Here is a 19,275-nt window from a genome sequence, read left to right as displayed (position 1 = left end):
GCCCTGAAACCGCCTACTGGCCGGTCACCACCTTGGTCCACATACGCGTCACCTGCCGCTGAGTGCGCATGTCATAGGGGAGCGGCGCCTGCAGCTTCTCCATGGTCGCCTCGTCGGGATAGACAGCCGGGTCGCCCACGACTTCTTCGTCCATCTCTGCCTGCGCGGCCTTGTTGCCATTGGCATAGACGACATAGTTGGACGCCTTGGCGATCACATCGGGACGCATGATGTAGTTGAGGAACTCGTGCGCCTCTTCCACGTTCTTTGCGTCGGCCGGAATGGCCATCTGGTCAAACCAGAGAAGAGCACCTTCCTTGGGGATCGCATAGCCCACGGTTACGCCCTGATCGGCTTCCGCCGCACGGTCGCGGGCCTGGAAAATGTCACCCGAATAGCCGAGCGCCAGGCAGATGTCGCCATTGGCGAGACCATTGATATATTCGGAGGAATGGAACTTGCGTACAAAGGGGCGAACCGAAAGAAGCAGCTCTTCCGCCTTGGCAAGATCGTCCGAAGATGGCGCATTGGGGTCGAGGCCGAGATAAATCAGGGCCGAGCGCACCACCTCACTGGCTGAATCCAGCATATAGATGCCGCAATCCTTGAACTTCGCCGCCAGTTCCGGCGTGAACATCACATCCCAGGTATCGACCTTGGAGGTGCCGAGGATCTCTTCGGCCTTGCCGACATTGTAGCCGACGCCTGTCGTGCCCCACATATAGTTAATGGAATATTCGTTGCCCGGATCATAGACCGCCACGCGGTCGTTGATCATGTCCCACATGTTGGAAAGGTTAGGGAGCTTGTCCTTGTCGAGCTTCTGGAAGACGCCTGCGCTGATCTGCCGGCCGAGAAACTCGCCCGACGGCACGACGACGTCATAGCCCGAACCGCCCGCGAGCAGCTTGGTTTCCAGGATCTCGTTGGAATCGTAGACGTCATAGACAACCTTGATGCCCGTTTCCTCGGTAAAATCCTCGAGGATGGAATCATCGATATAGTCCGACCAGTTGTAGACATTGACGACACGATCCTGCGCATTCGCCGTCATCGAAACAGAGAGCGCGGCAAGGGAAACGCAGGAGGCTAGAAGGGTTTTACGCAGCATGGAAATTCTCCCCAGGGGACTGATTTTGCCGGCAGACAAATCGCCGCCGACACCCGCATGTTTTCATCAACCCTATTGTCGTTTCAGGGATGCGACAAGCGGCAAATTTCTGTTTGCGCTCAGAGATAAGTGGTGCGCTCCAGCGGTGTGATCTCACTCCAGAAGGCGACGATTTCAGCGCGTTTCAGATCGCGATAGACTTTCGCCAGAAGCGGACCGAGCGCCCGATCGATGAAGCGGCTTTTCAGAGCAAGCTGCAGCGCGTCATCCATGTCGTCGGGCAGTTCTCTCCCGATATCCGCCCTTTCGTCATAGGCGCTGCCTTCCACCGGCGGTGGCGGCTGCGCGCCCGCTTCGATCCCCTCAATCATGCCCTGGATAATCGCCGCCATGACAAGATACGGATTGGCATCCGCACCGGAAATTCTGTGCTCGACGCGTCTGTTTTCCTCGGTCGAAACTGGAATTCGCAAGGCCACCGAGCGGTTGTTTTCCGCCCAGACCGCATGGGTGGGTGCATAGGATCCCGGCGTGATGCGCCGGAACCCATTCCATGTATTGATGTAGAGAATGAGCGATTCGGGCATGCTGTCGATCAGACCGGCCACCGCCGACAGTAATCGTTCACGGCCCGTCTCGCCGGCAAACACGTTCTGCCCGTCTGCATCGAGCATAGATGTATGCACATGCATGCCGTTGCCCGCATGATCGATGAAGGGTTTGGCCATGAAGGTGGCGGTCAGTCCGTGCTCGCGCGCGCAGCCCATCACGATGCGACGCAGAAGGATGACATCATCCGCCGCTCGCAAAGGGTCCGCCCGGTGCTTCAGATTGACCTCGAACTGGCCGGGTGCTGCCTCCTTGATGATCGTGTCGATCGGCAGGTTCTGAGCGTCGGCGGCGTCGCGTATCATGTCGAAGAGTGCTGCGTTTTCCGCCAGATCGTCGAGCCCGTACATGCGCAGCCGGTCTGGCCCCTCGCCAGCGCCAAGGGGGGTGGGCATGCCGGCGGGATCCTGCTTTTCCGGATCGAGCAGATAGAATTCCAGCTCAAACGCCGCGACCGGAAAGAACCCCTTCGCATTTGCTTCCGCCACCTTGTGCTTCAGCACCTGGCGTGAATCCGCCATGAAGGGCTCCCCCTCCGGCGTGAAGGTCTGGAGCAGAACCTGCGCTGTCTTGCGCCTGGCCCACGGGACGATCGCAAGCGACCCACGCGTTGCCCGGCAATAGCCGTCCTTGTCTCCGGTTTCGATGTGGAGCCCTGTTTCCTCCACCTCGCGCCCCCACACATCGAGGCCGTGCAGCGACATGGGAAAGTTCACCCCTTCCTGAAACGCCTTTTTGAGGCTGTCGCCGGGCGCCCATTTGCCGCGGATGATCCCGTTGGGATCGACAATCAGAAACTCAACCGCCTCCAGATCCGGATGCTCCTCGACAAAGGCGCGGTATTCGGCCTCATGATCGGCGGAGATGAAATCTCCACAGGCAGGGTCAACTTCTGTTGAAATTTCGTCGCGAGCTTCTGGCGAAACGGCAGGACTGGGCTTAACCTCTGTATCGATATTCGTTTCGGGGCGGTTCAAGACTGGCCTGTGTCATGGTTGCGGATGACAAAGCCTGCGCCGGAATTTCGAACCTTGTCAATGGCTGGAGCGGGCGGACCCGCGGCAGGTGTCAGGGCGGGAGCGAGCAGTGAGAGCAGCATGGTATGAGCGCAACGGCGCGGCGCGCGATGTTCTGGAACTGGGCGACATGCCCCTTCCCGCGCCCGGGCCCGGCGAGGTGCGTGTCCGGCTTGTTACCTCGGGCGTCAACCCGTCCGATGTAAAAGCGCGACGTGGCCGGCCTCTGAATGCCGAGCGCGTCATTCCGCATAGCGATGGCGCAGGCGATATCGACGCCGTCGGGCCTGGCGTGGATCACGGTCGCGTCGGCCAGCGTGTCTGGGTTTGGAACGGCCAGTGGCGACGCCCCTTCGGCACGGCTGCCGAGGCGATCGTGCTGCCGGAAGCGCAGGCGGTCCCGCTGCCCGCGAATGTCGACTACGCGACAGGCGCCTGTCTTGGCATACCCGCGCTGACAGCCATGCATGCCGTCAATCTCTTCGAGACCGTCAAGGCCAAGACAATTCTCGTCACCGGCGCCGGCTCTTCGGTGGGGCATTATGCCACCCAGGTCGCCAAAGCCCGCGGCGCGCGGGTTATCGCCACCGCCTCGCCCGGTCGTGCCGCCCACGCCCGCGCCGCGGGCGCGGATTTCGTGATCGACTACAAGGCCAAGGACGTGGCCGCCACGGTGAAAGGGCTTACCACAGGCAAGGGTGTGGACGGTCTCATTGATATGGACCTCTATTCCACCACCGCGATCATCTCGAATGGCGCGCTGGCGCCCCACGGCAAGATCGTCTGCTATGGTTCCAGCCTTGCCGGAGACATACCCGTCTCGTTTCCCACATTGCTGTGGAACAGCCTGACGCTGCAGGTCTTTGTGGTCTATGAACTGCTCGCGCGGGAGCGAGAGACCGCGATCGGCCAACTCACAGCCATGCTTGAGAAAAACGCGCTCAAACATTCGATCGGCGAGCGCTTCGCCCTGCGCGACATCGTCAAGGCGCATGAAGCCGTGGAACGCGGCGACGTTGTCGGCAATGTCGTGCTCGACATCGCCTGACCGCGTCACTGAAAATCGAAGGCGCTCAGACCCGTCACCATTTCGTCGAGCCCGAGCGGCCTTGTCACCGGCGGCTCGGCACGGGCAAGGCAGCCCGCCCGTTCGCACAGACGGCAGGCCGGCCCAACCGGCGTGAGCGCATGGGTCGGCGCGCTTCCCGCCTTGCCCGGCGCACCCGGCAGCGCATCGCCATAAACCACACTCTCACGAAATCCGAGATCGCACCCCAGCAGAAGCGCCGTCCGGCGCGGGCGTTCGGCAAAAGCGCCCTGCGGCCCCTCCAGCGTGCGTGCGACCGTCAGGAATTCGGCGCCATCGGGCATTTCCACCGCCTCGACCAGCACCTGCCCCGGCTGCGCGAATGCTGCATGGACGGCAAGTTTCGGGCACCCGCCGCCGAAGCGCGCCTGCGGAAAGCCCAGCGCGCCCGCCTTGCGAAAACGGTTGCCCGCATGGTCGACCTCAAGCATGAAGAAGGGTACGCCCGAAGCACCCGGCCGCGCGAGCGTCGTAAGCCGGTTGGCCGCCTGCTCGAATGACACGCCGAAGCGCGATTTCAACACATCCACGTCGTAGCGTGCGCGTTCCGCAGCCGAGAGGAACGCGTGATACGGCATCATCAGTGCATGCGCGGCATAGCGACCGAGCTCGAAGCGCGCCAGACGCCTTGCTTCATTGCTTGACAGCTTTAACCCCTCGATCTCCGCGGCGATCGCGACCGACATACGCAGAAGGCATGCTTCCATGGCAATCTCGCGAAGCTGATCAGCCGGCGAAAGGCGTTCAGAGATGAAGAGCCGCTGCGAGTGCCGGTCGTAGCGCCGGCGCCAGTTCGGCATGGTCGCAACCGGCAGAAGCCGCACCACGATGCCGTGCTCCTGTTTCAGCCAGCGCCGGATCGCGCCGGAAAGATCGTCGGCCGGCGCGATCAACTTGTGAAAGCTCTCGGCCTCTTCTTCTATTGAGGCAAAATGGTTTGCGTGCCGCTCGAAGGTCTCGCGCACCTCGTCAATCGGCAGACGTGTCGCAGAGATTGCCGTGGTGCGTCCTTCGCGCGCCAGCATCTCTGAAAGATCCGACATGCGATCCGCCTGCTCGCGGTAGGCGCGGTAGAGTTTTACAAGCGCGGTCGCTGCATTGGGTGCAGCCTCGGACACATCCACCAGTTCCTGCTCGCCAGGCAGTTCGCCGGCCAGAAGCGGATCGGAGAACACCTCGCGCAGCGCGGCCAGCGACAGACCCGCCCCACCCTGTAATTCATCGGGATCGACCTTGTAGACGGATGCGAGTTTCAAGATGAGCGAGACCGTGAGCGGCCGCTGGTTGCGCTCGATCAGGTTCAGATAAGACGGCGAGATGCCCAGACCTTCGGCCATGGCCGTCTGGGTCAACCCCTTTGCTGTGCGAATGCGCCTGATGCGCGGCCCGGCGAATATCTTCTGGTTGGCCATGATCGAATCCCGTTGTTCTCCGCGTCCCCGGCGACACGCGACCGTTCCGGCATGGACCCTCGTGTCAAGCCCGAGGGTCCATGCTGGAACGGACACCGCTTTACACGTCTTTACAAAACTTCTGCACAACCCAGTCCTTACATAATTTACAAATTTACACGCCCGCTCTGTCAAATTCCAGACATGCTGACACGAATATTTCGACGAAAATCCGGTTTTCTCTCCGCTTTCGCTGCGCCGCAATGTAAATCCTGTAACGAAATCGGAGCCCCAAGGCACCCTGCCAAGAAGCTCCGCCAGCGAAACAGATCCTGTACGGAGGCAATAATGACGGATTTTTACAACCTTGTTCCTGGCGCAGCGGAAGGCCGCTTCGACGGCATCGAGCGCCCCTACACGCCGCAGGATGTGCAGCGCCTGCGCGGCTCTGTCGCCATCCGTCACACGCTCGCCGAGGAAGGCGCGAAGCGTCTCTGGAAGCTCATCCACGAAGAGGACTTCGTCAACGCGCTGGGCGCGCTCTCAGGCAATCAGGCGATGCAAATGGTCCGCGCCGGCCTGAAGGCGATCTACCTCTCCGGCTGGCAGGTGGCAGCCGATGCCAACACCGCCTCGGCCATGTATCCGGACCAGTCGCTTTACCCCGCCAATGCGGGTCCGGAGCTTGCCAAGCGCATCAACCGCACACTTCAGCGCGCCGACCAGATCGAGACGGCGGAAGGCAAGGGCCTGTCGGTCGACACATGGTTCGCGCCGATCGTTGCCGATGCCGAAGCCGGCTTCGGCGGTCCGCTCAACGCCTTCGAACTGATGAAGGCCTATATCGAGGCAGGTGCGGCGGGCGTCCACTTCGAGGACCAGCTTGCCTCCGAAAAGAAGTGCGGCCATCTGGGCGGCAAGGTTCTGATCCCGACGGCCCAGCACATCCGCAATCTGGATGCCGCGCGGCTGGCAGCCGACGTCATGGGCGTGCCGAGCCTGGTCATCGCCCGCACCGATGCCGAGGCGGCAAAGCTTCTGACCTCCGACATCGATGAGCGCGACCAGCCTTTCGTCGATTACGAGGCCGGCCGCACGGTCGAAGGCTTCTATCGCGTGAAGAACGGGCTCGATGCCTGCATCGCCCGCGCCATCGCCTATGCGCCGCACACGGATCTGATCTGGTGCGAAACCTCGAAGCCGGATCTGGAGCAGGCGCGCAAATTTGCCGAGGGCGTGCACCGGGCCTATCCGGGCAAGCTGCTTGCCTACAATTGCTCGCCATCCTTCAACTGGAAGAAGAACCTGGACGACGCAACCATTGCAAGGTTCCAGCGTGAGCTGGGAGCCATGGGCTACAAGTTTCAGTTCATCACGCTGGCCGGCTTCCACCAGCTCAATTTTGGCATGTTCGAGCTGGCGCGCGGCTACAAGGAACGCCAGATGGCGGCCTACTCGGAGCTGCAGGAAGCAGAGTTCGCGGCGGAAGCCAATGGCTACACCGCCACCAAGCACCAGCGCGAAGTGGGCACCGGCTATTTCGATGCCGTGTCCATGGCCATCACCGGCGGCCAGTCTTCGACGACCGCCATGCAGGAATCCACCGAAACTGCCCAATTCCGCCCGGCGGCGGAATAACCCAACGGCCGAAAGGGCCGGGAAAGGAGAACGGAAATGACACCGAACACCCGCGTCAAGGAACGAGCGGAGGAACAGGCGAGCGCCATGTCATCCGACCAGCAGGCTTTGATCCGCATGGTGGCGAACGATCTGCACAGGCTCAACCAGTCGGTCATGAAAGCGGTCGATTCCGGTGTGTCCGTGGAACTGGTCCGCTCAGCACGCCATCATGGCGGGGAGGGAAACTGGGGCGACCTTTTGGTGCCGGTCATCGTCACCAATCGTCTGGCCGGCTCCTGACACCGGCCTGACGACCTCCAGTCGAGCGCCCGCGCAAGGTCTCCTGCGCGGGCGCTTTTTATTCTGACGGACGATGTCCGCCCGCCATGATCAAACAATATAATGCTTCAATTTTTGATATGGATTTCGCTGCTTAACCGATGGCCGTGCGGTTCCAAACGACGAAACAAGAACATGTTAATCCTGACGTATTTTTAACTTGACTTAGCAACTACAGTAATAATTATCTCCCTCACTACTCAACCGGGCATTGAATTCCGCATTCCACTTGACGGGCGAACGTCTAATGGCACAGAAAGAGGCAATCGACCGGCTCTCAGCCGACACGGAAGGCGCAGCGGCAGGGACCTGTGTTGCCGACCCGACGCAGGCTCTGGTGGTCGCTGCTTCTCCAGTCAATCGGATCGTTCTTTCGCGGATTGCCCAGCGCGCCTATCTGAAGGTTCAGGCAATGGAGCCGGTGGAAGCGCGCCGCATTTTGTCAGCAGCATCGCCGCTTTCCCGTCCGGGTCTCGTGATCGTCGACATTGATGCGCAGCTGCAGATGACGGACACGCTGTTCCTGCATCTGCAACGGCACAGGAGCGTCTCGCCGCGCCGGCTTCCTCTTGTCATCACCATCATCCCGTCCCGCCTCGACGCGTCTCCGCGGGCTGATCATGTAGATGCGCAGGTTGTCCGACCGGTGACACAAGAGGCGCTGCAACCAGTCATTCAGCGCCTGTTGACCGCTGTTCAACCGTGAGACTGGGCCCTTCCCTTTCCTTCAGACCCAAGTCTATACTCCGGCATCCAAACAATAATCCCTGGTGATTGATGCCTGACAGGAAGAAGCTAGCCCGCCGCGCCGGTCGAGGTGAATCCGTACGCGCGCCCGCATTTCTGAAGAACCTTCGCGGTGTGAAGGACTGGAAGCAGGCCACGGCCTGGCTGGAATCGCGCGGCATCGAGGACATCGAGTGCATCACCCCCGATCAGGCCGGCGTTGCCCGCGGCAAGATGATGCCGTCCAAGAAATTCACATCCAATACGTCGCTTGCGCTGCCTTCGGCAGTCTTCATGACCACGATATCCGGCGAATACCCGGAAAACAGCGGTGACTTTGTCTATCCAGAAGATGACGGCGACCTGAAACTCGTACCGGATCTTTCCACCCTCTCCTGTGTGCCATGGGAAACCGACCCCACCGCGCAGGTCATCTGCGACCTCGTGCACCAGGACGGGCGCGATGTTGCCTTCAGCCCGCGCAATGTGTTGAAACGCGTGGTGGCCGAGTATGCCAGGCACGGCCTGAAGCCCATCGTCGCCCCCGAAATCGAGTTCTACCTGGTCGACAAGAACCCTGATCCCGACTATCCGCTCACGCCTCCGGTCGGGCGCTCCGGCCGGCCCATCGGTGGCGGTCAGGGCTATTCAATCGCCGGCGTCAACGAATTCGACGAGCTGATCGATGACATCTATCACTTCTCCGAGGGTCAGGGTCTGGAGATCGATACGCTGATCCATGAGGAAGGTGCCGGCCAGCTCGAGATCAATCTGCGCCATGGCGACCCGATAGAGCTTGCCGATCAGGTCTTCATGTTCAAGCGCACCATTCGTGAGGCGGCGTTGAAGCACGATACCTACGCCACCTTTATGGCGAAGCCGATCCAGAACCAGCCGGGTTCTGCCATGCACATCCACCAGTCGGTGGTGTCGCTCGATACCGGCCAGAATGTCTTTTCCGATGAAAAGGGCGAAGAGACGGACACGTTCCGCCATTTCATCGGCGGGTTGCAAAGACATATCCCCAATGCGCTCATCATGCTCGCGCCCTATGTCAACTCCTATCGTCGCCTCACCCAGGGCACCGCGGTTCCCGTCAATACACGCTGGGGCTATGACAACCGCACAACGGCCTTCCGTGTGCCACGTTCCGATCCCGCCGCCAGGCGCGTTGAAAACCGCATCCCCTCCTCGGACGCCAACCCCTATCTGGCACTGGCGGCTTCGCTTGCCTGCGGCCTTGTCGGCATTCTGGAAAAGAACAAGCCCGATGCCCCCGCCGGCACCGCAGTTAATCAGGACGAGATCGAACTACCACGCGGCCTTCTGGAAGCCGTTGCCCTGTTTGAGGATGACGAAAGCCTGAGGGAGATGCTCGGTGCGCCCTTCGTCTCCACCTTCGCGGCGATCAAGCGGGCCGAGTTCGAGACCTTCATGAAGGTCATCAGCCCGTGGGAGCGCGAATACCTGCTGCTCAACGTTTAGGCGAACCGATGGCCTACCAGTCGCCCATATCGCCCGGCCTCTCGTGGTATGAAGCGACCGTTGGCGTGCGTCCCGAATATCCGGCACTTGATGGCAACCGCCGCGTCGATGTTGCCATCATCGGTGGTGGGTTCACCGGCCTTTCCGCTGCGGCGCATCTCGCCAAGGCGGGCGTCAATGTTGCTCTGATCGAGGCGCACCGTTTCGGTGACGGCGCATCAGGCCGCAATGGCGGACAGCTCGGCACAGGCCAGCGCGCCTGGGCCGAGGAGCTGGAAGCAGAACTCGGCTTGACCCGCGCAAAAGCCCTGTTTGATCTCGCCGAAGAGGCCAAGGCGCATCTGCTCGACTTCGCTTCTGCCAACGCCATTGAGATCGACTATCGGCCCGGCCAGCTGTCGGTGGTTCACAAGAGGCGCTATCTTGAGGAATACCGTCGGCACGCAGATATCATGCGCGACCGCTTCGGCTATCAGCACATCACCTATATGGACGAGGCCGAGACCGCCCGACGCCTTGGCTCCACACGCTATTTCGGCGGAACCCGCGACACCGGCACAGGCCACATCCACCCACTCAAACTGGTGGTCGGCACAGCGCGCGTGGCGGCAGAGGCTGGCGCACAGCTCTTCGAGAAAACACCAGCCACGCGGATTTCCTCAGATGCAGGCGGTCTTCGCATCGAGACTCCCAGCGGCACGATCACTGCGGAGAAATGCCTGATCGCCACCAACGCCTATGGCGGCGACCTGGAACCGAAAAGTGCGGCGCATGTCATGCCCATCGGCTCCTTCATCGGTGCGACACCCCCGCTCGGCGATGACAGCCCGGTCCTGCCGGGAGGCGAGGCGGCGGACGATTCCCGTTTTGTGGTGCGCTATTTCCGGCGATCTTCCGATGGCCGGCTGCTCTTCGGTGGGCGCGAGATCTATGCTCCCGGTGAAGACAAGGCGATCCACCAGCACATCCGCCGCCAGATCGCAGAGCTTTATCCGGCCCTGAGCGATGTGGAGCTCACCCATGCATGGGGTGGTTATGTGGGCATCACTATGCCCAGAAAACCCTACGTGCGCGAGGTCATGCCCAACGTGATCTCCGCTGGCGGTTATTCGGGCCATGGCGTCATGCTCTCGAACTTCGTCGGCAGGCTCTATGCCGAAACCGTGTGCGGAAACCGCGACCGGCTGCGCCTCTTCGAGGACCTCAGGATACCGGCCTTCCCCGGCGGACGGCGCCTGCGCCCGATCCTGATGTTCCTGGCCCTCAACTGGTACGCCCTGCGCGATCGGCTTTAGGCTCGAAACTCCCGTTGCATTGATGCTGTGCGTGGTTCGACAAGCTCACCATGAGGGATGTAGGCGCTTGCAAGAATGACGTGCTGCGCGATGCTATCAACAGGTCTCTACCCTCCCTCATGGTGAGCTTGTCGAACCACGCACAACGGACACCGCTGCTCACCGCGCTACAACGGCCAGAAGAACAGGATCGCCGGTACCGACACCGCAATGATCAGCACTTCCAGCGGCAGGCCCATGCGCCAGTAGTCTCCGAAACGATAGCCGCCCGGCCCCATGATGATCGTGTTGTTCTTGTGTCCGATGGGCGTGAGGAACGCGCAGGACGCGGCCACGGCGACCCCCATCAGAAACGGGTCCGGCGAAACGTCCAGCCCCTGCGCGATGGAAAGCCCCACGGGAGCAGCAATCAGCGCCGTCGCCACATTGTTCAAAAAATCCGAAAGCGTCATCGTCACGATCATCAGGATCGCAAGGATCGCCCAGGCGGGCAGTGCGCCAGTCAGCGAAAGAATGGAATCGGCAATCAGCTTGGTACCGCCGGAATCCTCGAGCGCCAGCCCAAGCGGAATGAGCGATGCCAGAAGCACGATCACCGGCCATTCCACCGATTCATAGACTTCGCGCGCCCCGACCACATTAAAAAGCGCATAGATGGCGACGGCACCGGCGAGCGCCACGGCAAGCGGCATCAACCCCATCACGGAAAGCGCCACCGCCGCAGCGAAAACGCCAACAGCAAACAGTGCCTTTCCGCGCTGGATTACCGTGTGGCTCTTTTCAGCCAGCGGAAGCACACCCAGCCAGTCGGCTGCGTCATTGACCCGGCTTTCAGGCCCCAGAAGAAGCACCACGTCGCCCGGCTTGATGACGAGCTTGCGCACTCGTTCGCGAAACCGACGCCCCTGACGCGAGACACCCAGCAGCGTCACGCCACGGCGATAAAGCAGCCGCAGATCGTTCGCGGTGCGCCCCACCATATGGGCGCTGTCGGGAACGATGGCTTCCACCAGCACCAGAGACTTGCCGCGAATTCCACCATGTTCTTCAGAACCCGGCGCATCGAGGCCGGCAGCGCCGATGAAGGCTTCTATGGATTTCGGATCGCCTTCGAGAATGACGTGATCGCTTTTGCGCAATTCCTCGCCCGCAGCGAATCCCGGCAGACGCTTGCCGCGCCGCACCAGACCCAGAACCGTCACATCATGCTCATCGGCAAGCGGATAAAGTTCGCTGACCGCCTTGCCGATAAAGTTCGACTTTTCCTTGACCCCCGCTTCGGCGACGAAAAGCCCTGCCGCACCGTCTTCTCCAACGGCAGCCTGCCCCGTATCAGGAATCAGCCGCCACCCGACCGTTGTCACGAACGCAATCCCGACTATGGCGCAAACCAGCCCCACTGGCGAAAAATCGAACATGGAAAAGGATTCGCCCAGCGCCCGCCCGCGAAACTCCGCAATGACGATGTTGGGCGGTGTGCCGATCAGCGTGATCATGCCGCCGAGGATCGTCGCAAATGAAAGTGGCATGAGCGATTGCGAAACCGGGCGCTTTGCCTTTTTCGCCGCCTCTATGTCGAGCGTCATCAGCATGACCAGCGCGGCCACATTGTTGATGACGGCCGAAAGCCCCGCCCCGATGACCGACATGAAGCCGATATGCGTCGAAAGGGAACGCCCTGATGACAGCACGAAGCGGGCGATCAGCTCCACGGCACCCGCGTTCATCATCGCGCGCGAGACGATCAGCACCAGCGCGATGATCACCACCGCCTCGTGACCGAAGCCCATGAATGCGTCATGCGCATCCACAACACCCGCCACAACCGCAATGATCAGCGCCGCGAAGGCAACCAGATCATAGCGAATGCGACCCCAGACAAGGAATGCAAAGACGACACCCAGCAGACTGAAAAGAAAAATCTGCTCATAGGTCATGCATGTGCCCCCTGCCTGCGGACGCTGAACATCTCAATCGCGCCCCGTTGAATGAACCGACAATAAGGAATTCCGAATGAGAGATCTGGTTCCCCAGTTTGCGGAATCCCTTTTCAAGCCCGCATGTTCAGATGCAGCGCCCGCCATCCACTTCCAGCGCAACACCGGTGATGAATTCCGCTTCATCGGAAGCAAGCCATAGTGCAGCATTGGCGATGTCGAGCGGTGTGGAAAGCCGGCCAAGCGGAATGGATGCACGGAACTGCGCACGCTTTTCCGGCGTGTCTTCACCCATGAACTGATCGAGCATCCCGGTTTCGCCCGCAACCGGGCAAAGACAGTTCACACGGATGTTCTGCGGAGCGAGCTCCACGGCCATCGACTTGGTCGCGGTGATTGCCCAGCCCTTCGAGGCATTGTACCAGGTGAGACCCGGACGCGGGCGCAGCCCCGCCGTCGAAGCGGTGGTGATGATCGAGCCGCCGCCCTGCCTGTCCATGATCGGCACCACGGCCTGTGCGGCGTGATAGATCGCCTTCATGTTGACGGCGGTGATGAGATCGAAGGTCTCCTCATCGACCTCGAGCATCGGACCATTGCGATGGGTGTAGCCCGCATTGTTGACCATGATGTCGAGTCGGCCATGGGCCTGCATGGCGGCATCCACCATCGCGTCCACATCGGCCTTCATGGAAACATCGGCGGTAACTGGCAGCGCAGCGTCGCCAATCTCGCTGGCGATTTTCTCAGCGCCCTTCGCGTTCAGATCGGCAACGATGACCTTCGCGCCTTCCTCGGCGAAACGCTTTGCCATTCCAGCGCCAAAACCGGACGCCGCGCCGGTGATGACGGCGACCTTGCCTTCAAGTCGTGCCATTTCGAAATTTCCTGTCAGTGTTAGCCGTGGTTGAAAACGATTGTCTTTGTGGCGGACATGTCGAACAGGGCTTCAAAACCCTTCTCGCGTCCATGGCCGGATTTCTTGAACCCGCCAAAGGGCAGCTCGATGCCACCGCCCGCGCCATAGCCATTGACGAAGACCTGCCCGGCGCGCACGCGCTTGGCCACGCGGTGCTGGCGCGCGCCGTCGCGGGTCCATACGCCGGCCACGAGGCCGAATTCCGTGTCGTTGGCAAGGCGGACCGCTTCCGCCTCGTCCTCGAACGGGAAGAGCGAAAGAACCGGGCCGAACACCTCCTCCTGCGCAAGTGCAGCCTTCGGGTCGACCGCGCCGAAGAGTGCCGGCGCCTGATAATAGCCGCCTTCAGGAGCGTCGGGATGCACCGTGCCCTCTGCCAGAAGCGGGATGCCGGCTTCCTTTGCTGCCGCGATGAAACCGGAAACCTTGTCGCGCTGCGCCGGGTTAACCAGCGGGCCGATGTCGAGATCAGCATCATGCGGGCCGGCGACCAGCTTTGAGAAGCGCTCGGCCAGTGCCGAAGCAACCTTCTCATAGACCGGCTTTTCGATCAGCACGCGACTGCCGGCCGAGCAGGTCTGCCCGCCATTCTGGACAATGGCGTTGACGAGCACCGGAAGCGCCGCCTCGATATCTGCATCCGCGAACACGATCTGCGGAGATTTGCCGCCGAGTTCCATGGTCACGCCGCGATTGTTCACGGCGGCTGCCTGCTGGATTGCCGTACCGGTCATCGGCGATCCGGTGAAGGTCACATAGTCCACCAGCGGATGCGCGGAAAGGGCGGCACCAGCGCTGCGGCCGTAGCCGGTGATGACGTTGAACACGCCTTCGGGAATGCCCGCTTCATGCGCCAGCTCGGCAATGCGGATCGTGGTCAGCGAGGCATCCTCGGCGGGCTTCACCACCAGCGTATTGCCCATGGCAAGGGCCGCGCCCACAACGCGGGCGAGAATCTGCATCGGGTAGTTCCACGGCGTGATGCCCACCACCACGCCATGCGGCTCGCGCAGGGTCAGCGCCGTGTAGCCGTCGAGAAACGGGATTGTGTCGCCGTGGATCTTGTCGGCCGCGCCGCCGTAAAACTCGTAATAGCGCATGGTGGCCGTCACATCGGCCTTGCCCTGGCGGATCGGCTTGCCGGTGTCGCGCGATTCGAGTGCTGCCAGTTCCTCGCCGTGCTTCTCAACCAGATGGAAAAGCCGTGTCAGGCAGCGCCCGCGCTCCACCGCCGGCATGCGGCTCCATGGCCCCTCGTCAAAGGCCTTGCGGGCCGCTTTCACCGCAAGATCGACATCCGCCTCATTCGATGCGGGAATGGATGCGAAAACCTTGCCGTCGGACGGGCAGCGAACGTCGATGCGCTCACCCGAGAGCGAATCAACCGCACGCCCGTCGATGAACTGCATGAATGCGCGGCCCTCGGCCACGCTGCGCGAAAAATGGGTTCCCATCCGTGCCGCTCCGGTTTGTAATGTCAGTGCGCAAGCCTATGCTCGCGAAGGGAACCATGGGAAACCCGCCATGCGAAGACATGTCAAGGCACAAATGGTTATGCAGGCTTGGCTCAGCCTCGATACGCGCGTGCGACGGAATCCCATCTGGCTTTCTTAAATCGATTAGACTATAGCAACGGCAACCTGTTCGGACGCAGACGGAGAAACCATGACCAGCCAGACAATTCCGGTCGAACCTTTCGATCTCGTGGTGTTCGGCGCCACGGGCGACCTCTCCGAACGCAAGCTGCTGCCGGCGCTCTATCAGCGCCAGCGGGCGGGACAGTTCACCGATCCGACCCGCATCATCGGTTCCTCGCGCACCAGACTCTCCGATGAAGAGTTTCGCACCTTTGCCGAAAAGGCGATCCGCGAGCATGTCGCCAAGGACGATATCGAGCCGAAGGAGCTCAAGCATTTTCTGGCTCGGCTTTCCTATGTGCCGGCGGATGCGAAATCGGGAGAAGGCTTTGCCGACCTCAAAACCGAAGTCGGTGACAGCAAGAGCGTGCGCGCCTTCTACATGGCTGTCGCGCCAAGCCTTTTTGACGACATTGTCGGACAGGTGGACAAGCATGGCCTGTCGACAGACACGGCTCGCGTGATCGTTGAAAAGCCGATCGGCCGCTCGCTCGCCTCCGCGCACGAACTGAACGACGCCATCGCCCGCGTCTTCGACGAGCAGAACGTCTTCCGCATCGACCATTATCTCGGCAAGGAGACGGTGCAGAACCTGATGGCGCTGCGCTTTGCGAATGCGCTCTACGAACCGCTCTGGAACTCCGCCCATATCGACCATGTGCAGATCACGGTGGCCGAATCCGTCGGCCTCGAAGGCCGCGCGGGCTATTACGACAAGGCCGGCGCGCTGCGCGACATGGTGCAGAACCACATCCTCCAGCTTCTCTGCCTCGTCGCCATGGAAGCCCCCGCCTCGATGGACGCCGATACGGTGCGCGACGAAAAGCTGAAAGTGCTGCGGGCGCTGAAGCCCATCACCACCGCAAGCGCGGAAAAGGCGACCGTGCGAGGACAGTATCGCGCCGGGGCTTCGAATGGCGGCGCGGTAAAAGGCTATACGGAAGAGCTTGAGAGCGGTGAGAGCAACACCGAAACCTTCGTCGCCATCAAGGCCGAGATCGAGAACTGGCGCTGGGCGGGCGTGCCTTTCTATCTGCGCACCGGCAAGCGGCTCGCCACCCGCGTTTCGGAAATCGTCATTGAGTTCAAGCCGATCCCGCATTCCATCTTCGAGGATGGCGCCGGCAAGGTCTTTGCCAATCAGCTCGTCATCCGCCTGCAGCCGGATGAGGGCGTGAAACAGTGGATCATGATCAAGGATCCCGGTCCCGGCGGCATGCGCCTGCGCCATGTGCCACTCGACATGAGCTTTGCCGAATCCTTCAGCGTGCGGAATCCGGATGCCTATGAGCGGCTCATCATGGATGTGATCCGTGGCAACCAGACCCTGTTCATGCGCCGCGACGAGGTGGAAGCGGCATGGCGCTGGATCGACCCGATCATCGCCGCATGGGAAGACAACGAGCAGCCCGCGCAGGGATACACGGCAGGCACATGGGGACCGTCCTCCTCCATTGCGCTGATCGAGCGCGATGGCCGCACCTGGCATGAGAGCACCTGACCATGGTGGACTGCAAATGGCATGAATTCGCCTCGCCCGAAGCGCTGGCGGAAGATCTTTCGTCCACTGTTGCCGAAAAGCTCGCCGCTGCCGTCAGGGAGCGGGGGGACGCCACCATCGCCGTCTCCGGAGGACGCACACCGGCGCTCTTTTTCGATCATCTGTCGCGACGCGACATCCCGTGGGACAAGGTCACAGTCACCCTCGTGGACGAACGCTTCGTTCCAGCGGATTCGCCGCGTTCCAATGCCCGGCTGGTCGCCCAGCATCTTTTGCAGAACAAGGCCGCTCGCGCCGCCTTTATTGGCCTCTACCATGAGGCAGAGAGCATTGCCGCGGCGGCAGAGAAAGCGGCAGGCGCGATCGCGGAAATTCCGGCACCGCTTGATGTCGTGGTGCTCGGCATGGGCAATGACCGGCACACTGCGTCATTCTTCCCTGATGCCACCACCATTGAGACGCTGCTCAAACCGGCGGAAGGGGCGGATGTGCTCCCCGTCTCTTCCGAAAGTGCCGGGGAGCCGCGCCTGACCCTCTCCATGAATCGCATTGCCGGTGCGCGTTTCGTTGCTCTCCATATCGAGGGTGACGACAAGCGCGAGACGCTTGAAGGAGCGCTCGCAATGCAACCCGGCCCGGCTTCACCCATCAGCGCGGTGCTCGCTGCTGCAAAACACCCTGCCCGGATTTTCTGGGCGCCCGCCAGCCAGAGCTGAGGCGCGGAACCACTTCAAGAACAGGACGCAACGCCATGACCGCCAGACCCGAAATCGAAGCCGTCACAGCCCGCATCCGCGAGCGTTCGCGCGCCAGCCGCGAAGCCTATCTGGAGCGTCTGGACCAGGCGAGCGAACAGGCAGTTCATCGCTCCGTTCTCTCCTGCGGAAACCTCGCCCATGGGTTCGCGGCCTGCGGCCCGACCGACAAGGCGGCGCTTTCCGGCGACCGGGTCCCCAATCTCGGCATCATCACCGCCTATAACGACATGCTCTCGGCGCATCAGCCTTTCGAGCCCTATCCCAACATGATCAAGGAAGCCGCGCGGGCCGCCGGCGGTGTGGCGCAGGTGGCTGGCGGGGTGCCGGCGATGTGCGACGGCGTCACGCAGGGCCAGCCGGGCATGGAGCTCTCGCTCTTTTCGCGCGATGTCATCGCCATGGCTGCCGCAGTCGGCCTGTCGCACAACATGTTCGATGCCGCCGTCTATCTCGGCGTCTGCGACAAGATCGTGCCGGGCCTGGTTATCGCCGCGCTCACCTTCGGCCATCTGCCCGCAGTCTTCATCCCCGCCGGGCCCATGACCTCCGGTCTGCCCAATGACGAAAAGGCCCGTATCCGCCAGCTTTATGCCGAGGGCAAGGTCGACCGCGCGGCCCTGCTTGAAGCGGAATCCAAATCCTATCATGGACCCGGCACCTGCACCTTCTACGGCACCGCCAACTCCAACCAGATGCTGATGGAGATCATGGGCCTGCACACGCCCGGCTCCTCCTTCATCAACCCCAACACGCCCCTGCGCGACGCCCTGACGAAGGAAGCGGCCAAACGGGCGCTCGCCATCACAGCGCTCGGAAACGAATTCACCCCCGTTGGCCGCATGATCGACGAGCGCTCCATCGTCAATGGCGTGGTGGGGCTCAATGCCACCGGCGGCTCCACCAACCACACCATGCATCTGGTCGCCATGGCGGCGGCAGCCGGCATCAGGCTCACCTGGGACGACATCGCCGAAATCTCCGACCACGTGCCGCTTCTTGCGCGCGTCTATCCCAATGGGCTGGCCGACGTGAACCATTTCAACGCCGCGGGCGGCATGGGCTTTCTGATCCGCGAGCTGCTCGACGACGGCTATTTGCATGAAGATGTGCGCACCATCTGGGGCGAAGGTCTGCGGCCTTACACGGTCGAGGCGAAGCTTGCCAATGATGGCACTGTCGCGCGCATTCCCGCGCCCGCCACCAGCGGCAACGAAAAGGTGCTCGCCACTGCGGCCAAACCTTTCCAGCAGACCGGTGGCATCCGGGTCCTGTCTGGCAATCTCGGCAAATCCATCATCAAGATTTCCGCCGTGAAACCCGAGCACCGTCTCATTGAGGCGCCGGCCATCATCTTCCATTCGCAGGACGAGATGCAGGAGGCGTTCAAGGCCGGCAAGCTCGACCGCGATTTCATCGCCGTCATCCGCTTCCAGGGACCCAAGGCCAATGGCATGCCCGAGCTCCACAAGCTCACACCGGCCCTTGGCGTGTTGCAAGATCGTGGCCGGCGCATCGCGCTTGTCACCGATGGCCGCATGTCTGGCGCCTCCGGCAAGGTGCCGGCAGCCATCCACGTCACGCCTGAAGCGCTCGACGGCGGCATGATCGGCAAGCTGCGTGACGGCGACCCGATGCGCCTCGATGCCGAGAAGGGCACGATCGAAGTGCTTATCGACGCGGACGAACTCGCCGCGCGCGAAAGTGCCAACCCGGACCTTTCGGCCAACGGGTTCGGCATGGGGCGCGAGCTTTTCGCCGGCTTCCGCCAGCTTGCAGGGCGCGCCGATCAGGGGGCCGCGGTTTTCTGATCTGGAACCAACCGCTATGGCCGTGCATTTTTTCTT

At 61.8% G+C, this 19,275-nt stretch carries 15 protein-coding genes; 9 read left to right on the top strand and 6 right to left on the bottom strand.

The genetic code is table 11. The features are described 5' to 3' along the window. Positions 1 to 13: 13 nt before the first annotated feature. Together HF949_RS06565 and HF949_RS06560 are read right to left on the bottom strand one after the other, a co-directional pair. Complete coding sequence (locus tag HF949_RS06565; protein ID WP_292899205.1) at positions 14 to 1,111, bottom strand: polyamine ABC transporter substrate-binding protein; 1,098 nt, start codon at positions 1,109 to 1,111, stop codon at positions 14 to 16. 119 nt (positions 1,112 to 1,230) lie between these two features. Beyond that, positions 1,231 to 2,697, bottom strand: coding sequence for a glutamine synthetase family protein (locus HF949_RS06560; RefSeq protein ID WP_292899203.1), 1,467 nt, complete (start codon positions 2,695 to 2,697; stop codon positions 1,231 to 1,233). A 109-nt stretch (positions 2,698 to 2,806) separates the two neighbouring features. Between HF949_RS06560 and HF949_RS06555 the strand changes: the two genes are divergently transcribed. Continuing rightward, the gene (locus HF949_RS06555; RefSeq protein WP_292899201.1) at positions 2,807 to 3,784 is read left to right on the top strand and encodes an NADPH:quinone reductase; all 978 of its coding nucleotides are present in this window, start codon (positions 2,807 to 2,809) and stop codon (positions 3,782 to 3,784) included. A gap of 5 nt (positions 3,785 to 3,789) precedes the next feature. Here the strand turns inward: HF949_RS06555 and HF949_RS06550 are convergent, their stop codons facing one another. Continuing rightward, positions 3,790 to 5,235, bottom strand: a complete 1,446-nt coding sequence (locus HF949_RS06550; RefSeq protein ID WP_292899200.1) for a helix-turn-helix domain-containing protein — start codon at positions 5,233 to 5,235, stop codon at positions 3,790 to 3,792. A 327-nt stretch (positions 5,236 to 5,562) separates the two neighbouring features. On the opposite strand from HF949_RS06550, the gene aceA reads away from it, so the two are divergent. The 5 genes from aceA (at position 5,563) to HF949_RS06525 (ending at position 10,679) form a co-directional block, all read left to right on the top strand. Continuing rightward, positions 5,563 to 6,852, top strand: coding sequence for an isocitrate lyase (aceA, locus tag HF949_RS06545; RefSeq protein ID WP_292899198.1), 1,290 nt, complete (start codon positions 5,563 to 5,565; stop codon positions 6,850 to 6,852). Positions 6,853 to 6,888: 36 nt separating this feature from the next. Next, the gene (locus HF949_RS06540) at positions 6,889 to 7,134 is read left to right on the top strand and encodes an SMc00767 family acetate metabolism repressor (protein WP_292899196.1); all 246 of its coding nucleotides are present in this window, start codon (positions 6,889 to 6,891) and stop codon (positions 7,132 to 7,134) included. Positions 7,135 to 7,420: 286 nt separating this feature from the next. Beyond that, on the top strand, positions 7,421 to 7,879 hold the full coding sequence (locus HF949_RS06535; protein ID WP_292899194.1) for a response regulator: 459 nt from the start codon (positions 7,421 to 7,423) through the stop codon (positions 7,877 to 7,879). A gap of 71 nt (positions 7,880 to 7,950) precedes the next feature. Then, the gene (locus tag HF949_RS06530) at positions 7,951 to 9,384 is read left to right on the top strand and encodes a glutamine synthetase family protein (protein WP_292899192.1); all 1,434 of its coding nucleotides are present in this window, start codon (positions 7,951 to 7,953) and stop codon (positions 9,382 to 9,384) included. An 8-nt stretch (positions 9,385 to 9,392) separates the two neighbouring features. Continuing rightward, entirely contained in the window at positions 9,393 to 10,679 is a 1,287-nt protein-coding gene (locus HF949_RS06525) for an NAD(P)/FAD-dependent oxidoreductase (RefSeq protein WP_292899190.1), read from the top strand. 167 nt (positions 10,680 to 10,846) lie between these two features. On the opposite strand, the gene HF949_RS06520 is transcribed toward HF949_RS06525, so the two are convergent. The 3 genes from HF949_RS06520 to HF949_RS06510 all read right to left on the bottom strand — a co-directional run bounded on the left by HF949_RS06520 (position 10,847) and on the right by HF949_RS06510 (position 14,989). Next, positions 10,847 to 12,616: an SLC13 family permease gene (locus tag HF949_RS06520; protein ID WP_292899188.1), complete on the bottom strand. Its 1,770-nt coding sequence runs from the start codon at positions 12,614 to 12,616 to the stop codon at positions 10,847 to 10,849. Positions 12,617 to 12,743: 127 nt separating this feature from the next. Beyond that, on the bottom strand, positions 12,744 to 13,493 hold the full coding sequence (locus HF949_RS06515) for an SDR family oxidoreductase (protein WP_292899186.1): 750 nt from the start codon (positions 13,491 to 13,493) through the stop codon (positions 12,744 to 12,746). Between the two features lie 20 nt (positions 13,494 to 13,513). Beyond that, positions 13,514 to 14,989 carry an aldehyde dehydrogenase family protein gene (locus HF949_RS06510; protein WP_292899184.1) on the bottom strand — a complete coding sequence of 492 codons (1,476 nt, stop codon included), beginning with the start codon at positions 14,987 to 14,989 and terminating at the stop codon, positions 13,514 to 13,516. Positions 14,990 to 15,200: 211 nt separating this feature from the next. Between HF949_RS06510 and zwf the strand changes: the two genes are divergently transcribed. The 3 genes from zwf to edd are packed head-to-tail and all read left to right on the top strand — an operon-like array spanning position 15,201 to position 19,239. Further along, positions 15,201 to 16,673, top strand: coding sequence for a glucose-6-phosphate dehydrogenase (gene zwf / locus HF949_RS06505; protein WP_292899182.1), 1,473 nt, complete (start codon positions 15,201 to 15,203; stop codon positions 16,671 to 16,673). A 2-nt stretch (positions 16,674 to 16,675) separates the two neighbouring features. Further along, complete coding sequence (gene pgl / locus HF949_RS06500; RefSeq protein WP_292899180.1) at positions 16,676 to 17,389, top strand: 6-phosphogluconolactonase; 714 nt, start codon at positions 16,676 to 16,678, stop codon at positions 17,387 to 17,389. Between the two features lie 35 nt (positions 17,390 to 17,424). Next, complete coding sequence (gene edd, locus HF949_RS06495) at positions 17,425 to 19,239, top strand: phosphogluconate dehydratase (protein WP_292899178.1); 1,815 nt, start codon at positions 17,425 to 17,427, stop codon at positions 19,237 to 19,239. Positions 19,240 to 19,275 lie beyond the last annotated feature (36 nt).

It is taken from the genome of Nitratireductor sp. (genome assembly GCF_017794765.1).
In the GTDB taxonomy this organism is placed as follows: Bacteria; Pseudomonadota; Alphaproteobacteria; order Rhizobiales; family Rhizobiaceae; genus Nitratireductor.
This window is presented reverse-complemented; position numbering and strand designations above follow the sequence as displayed.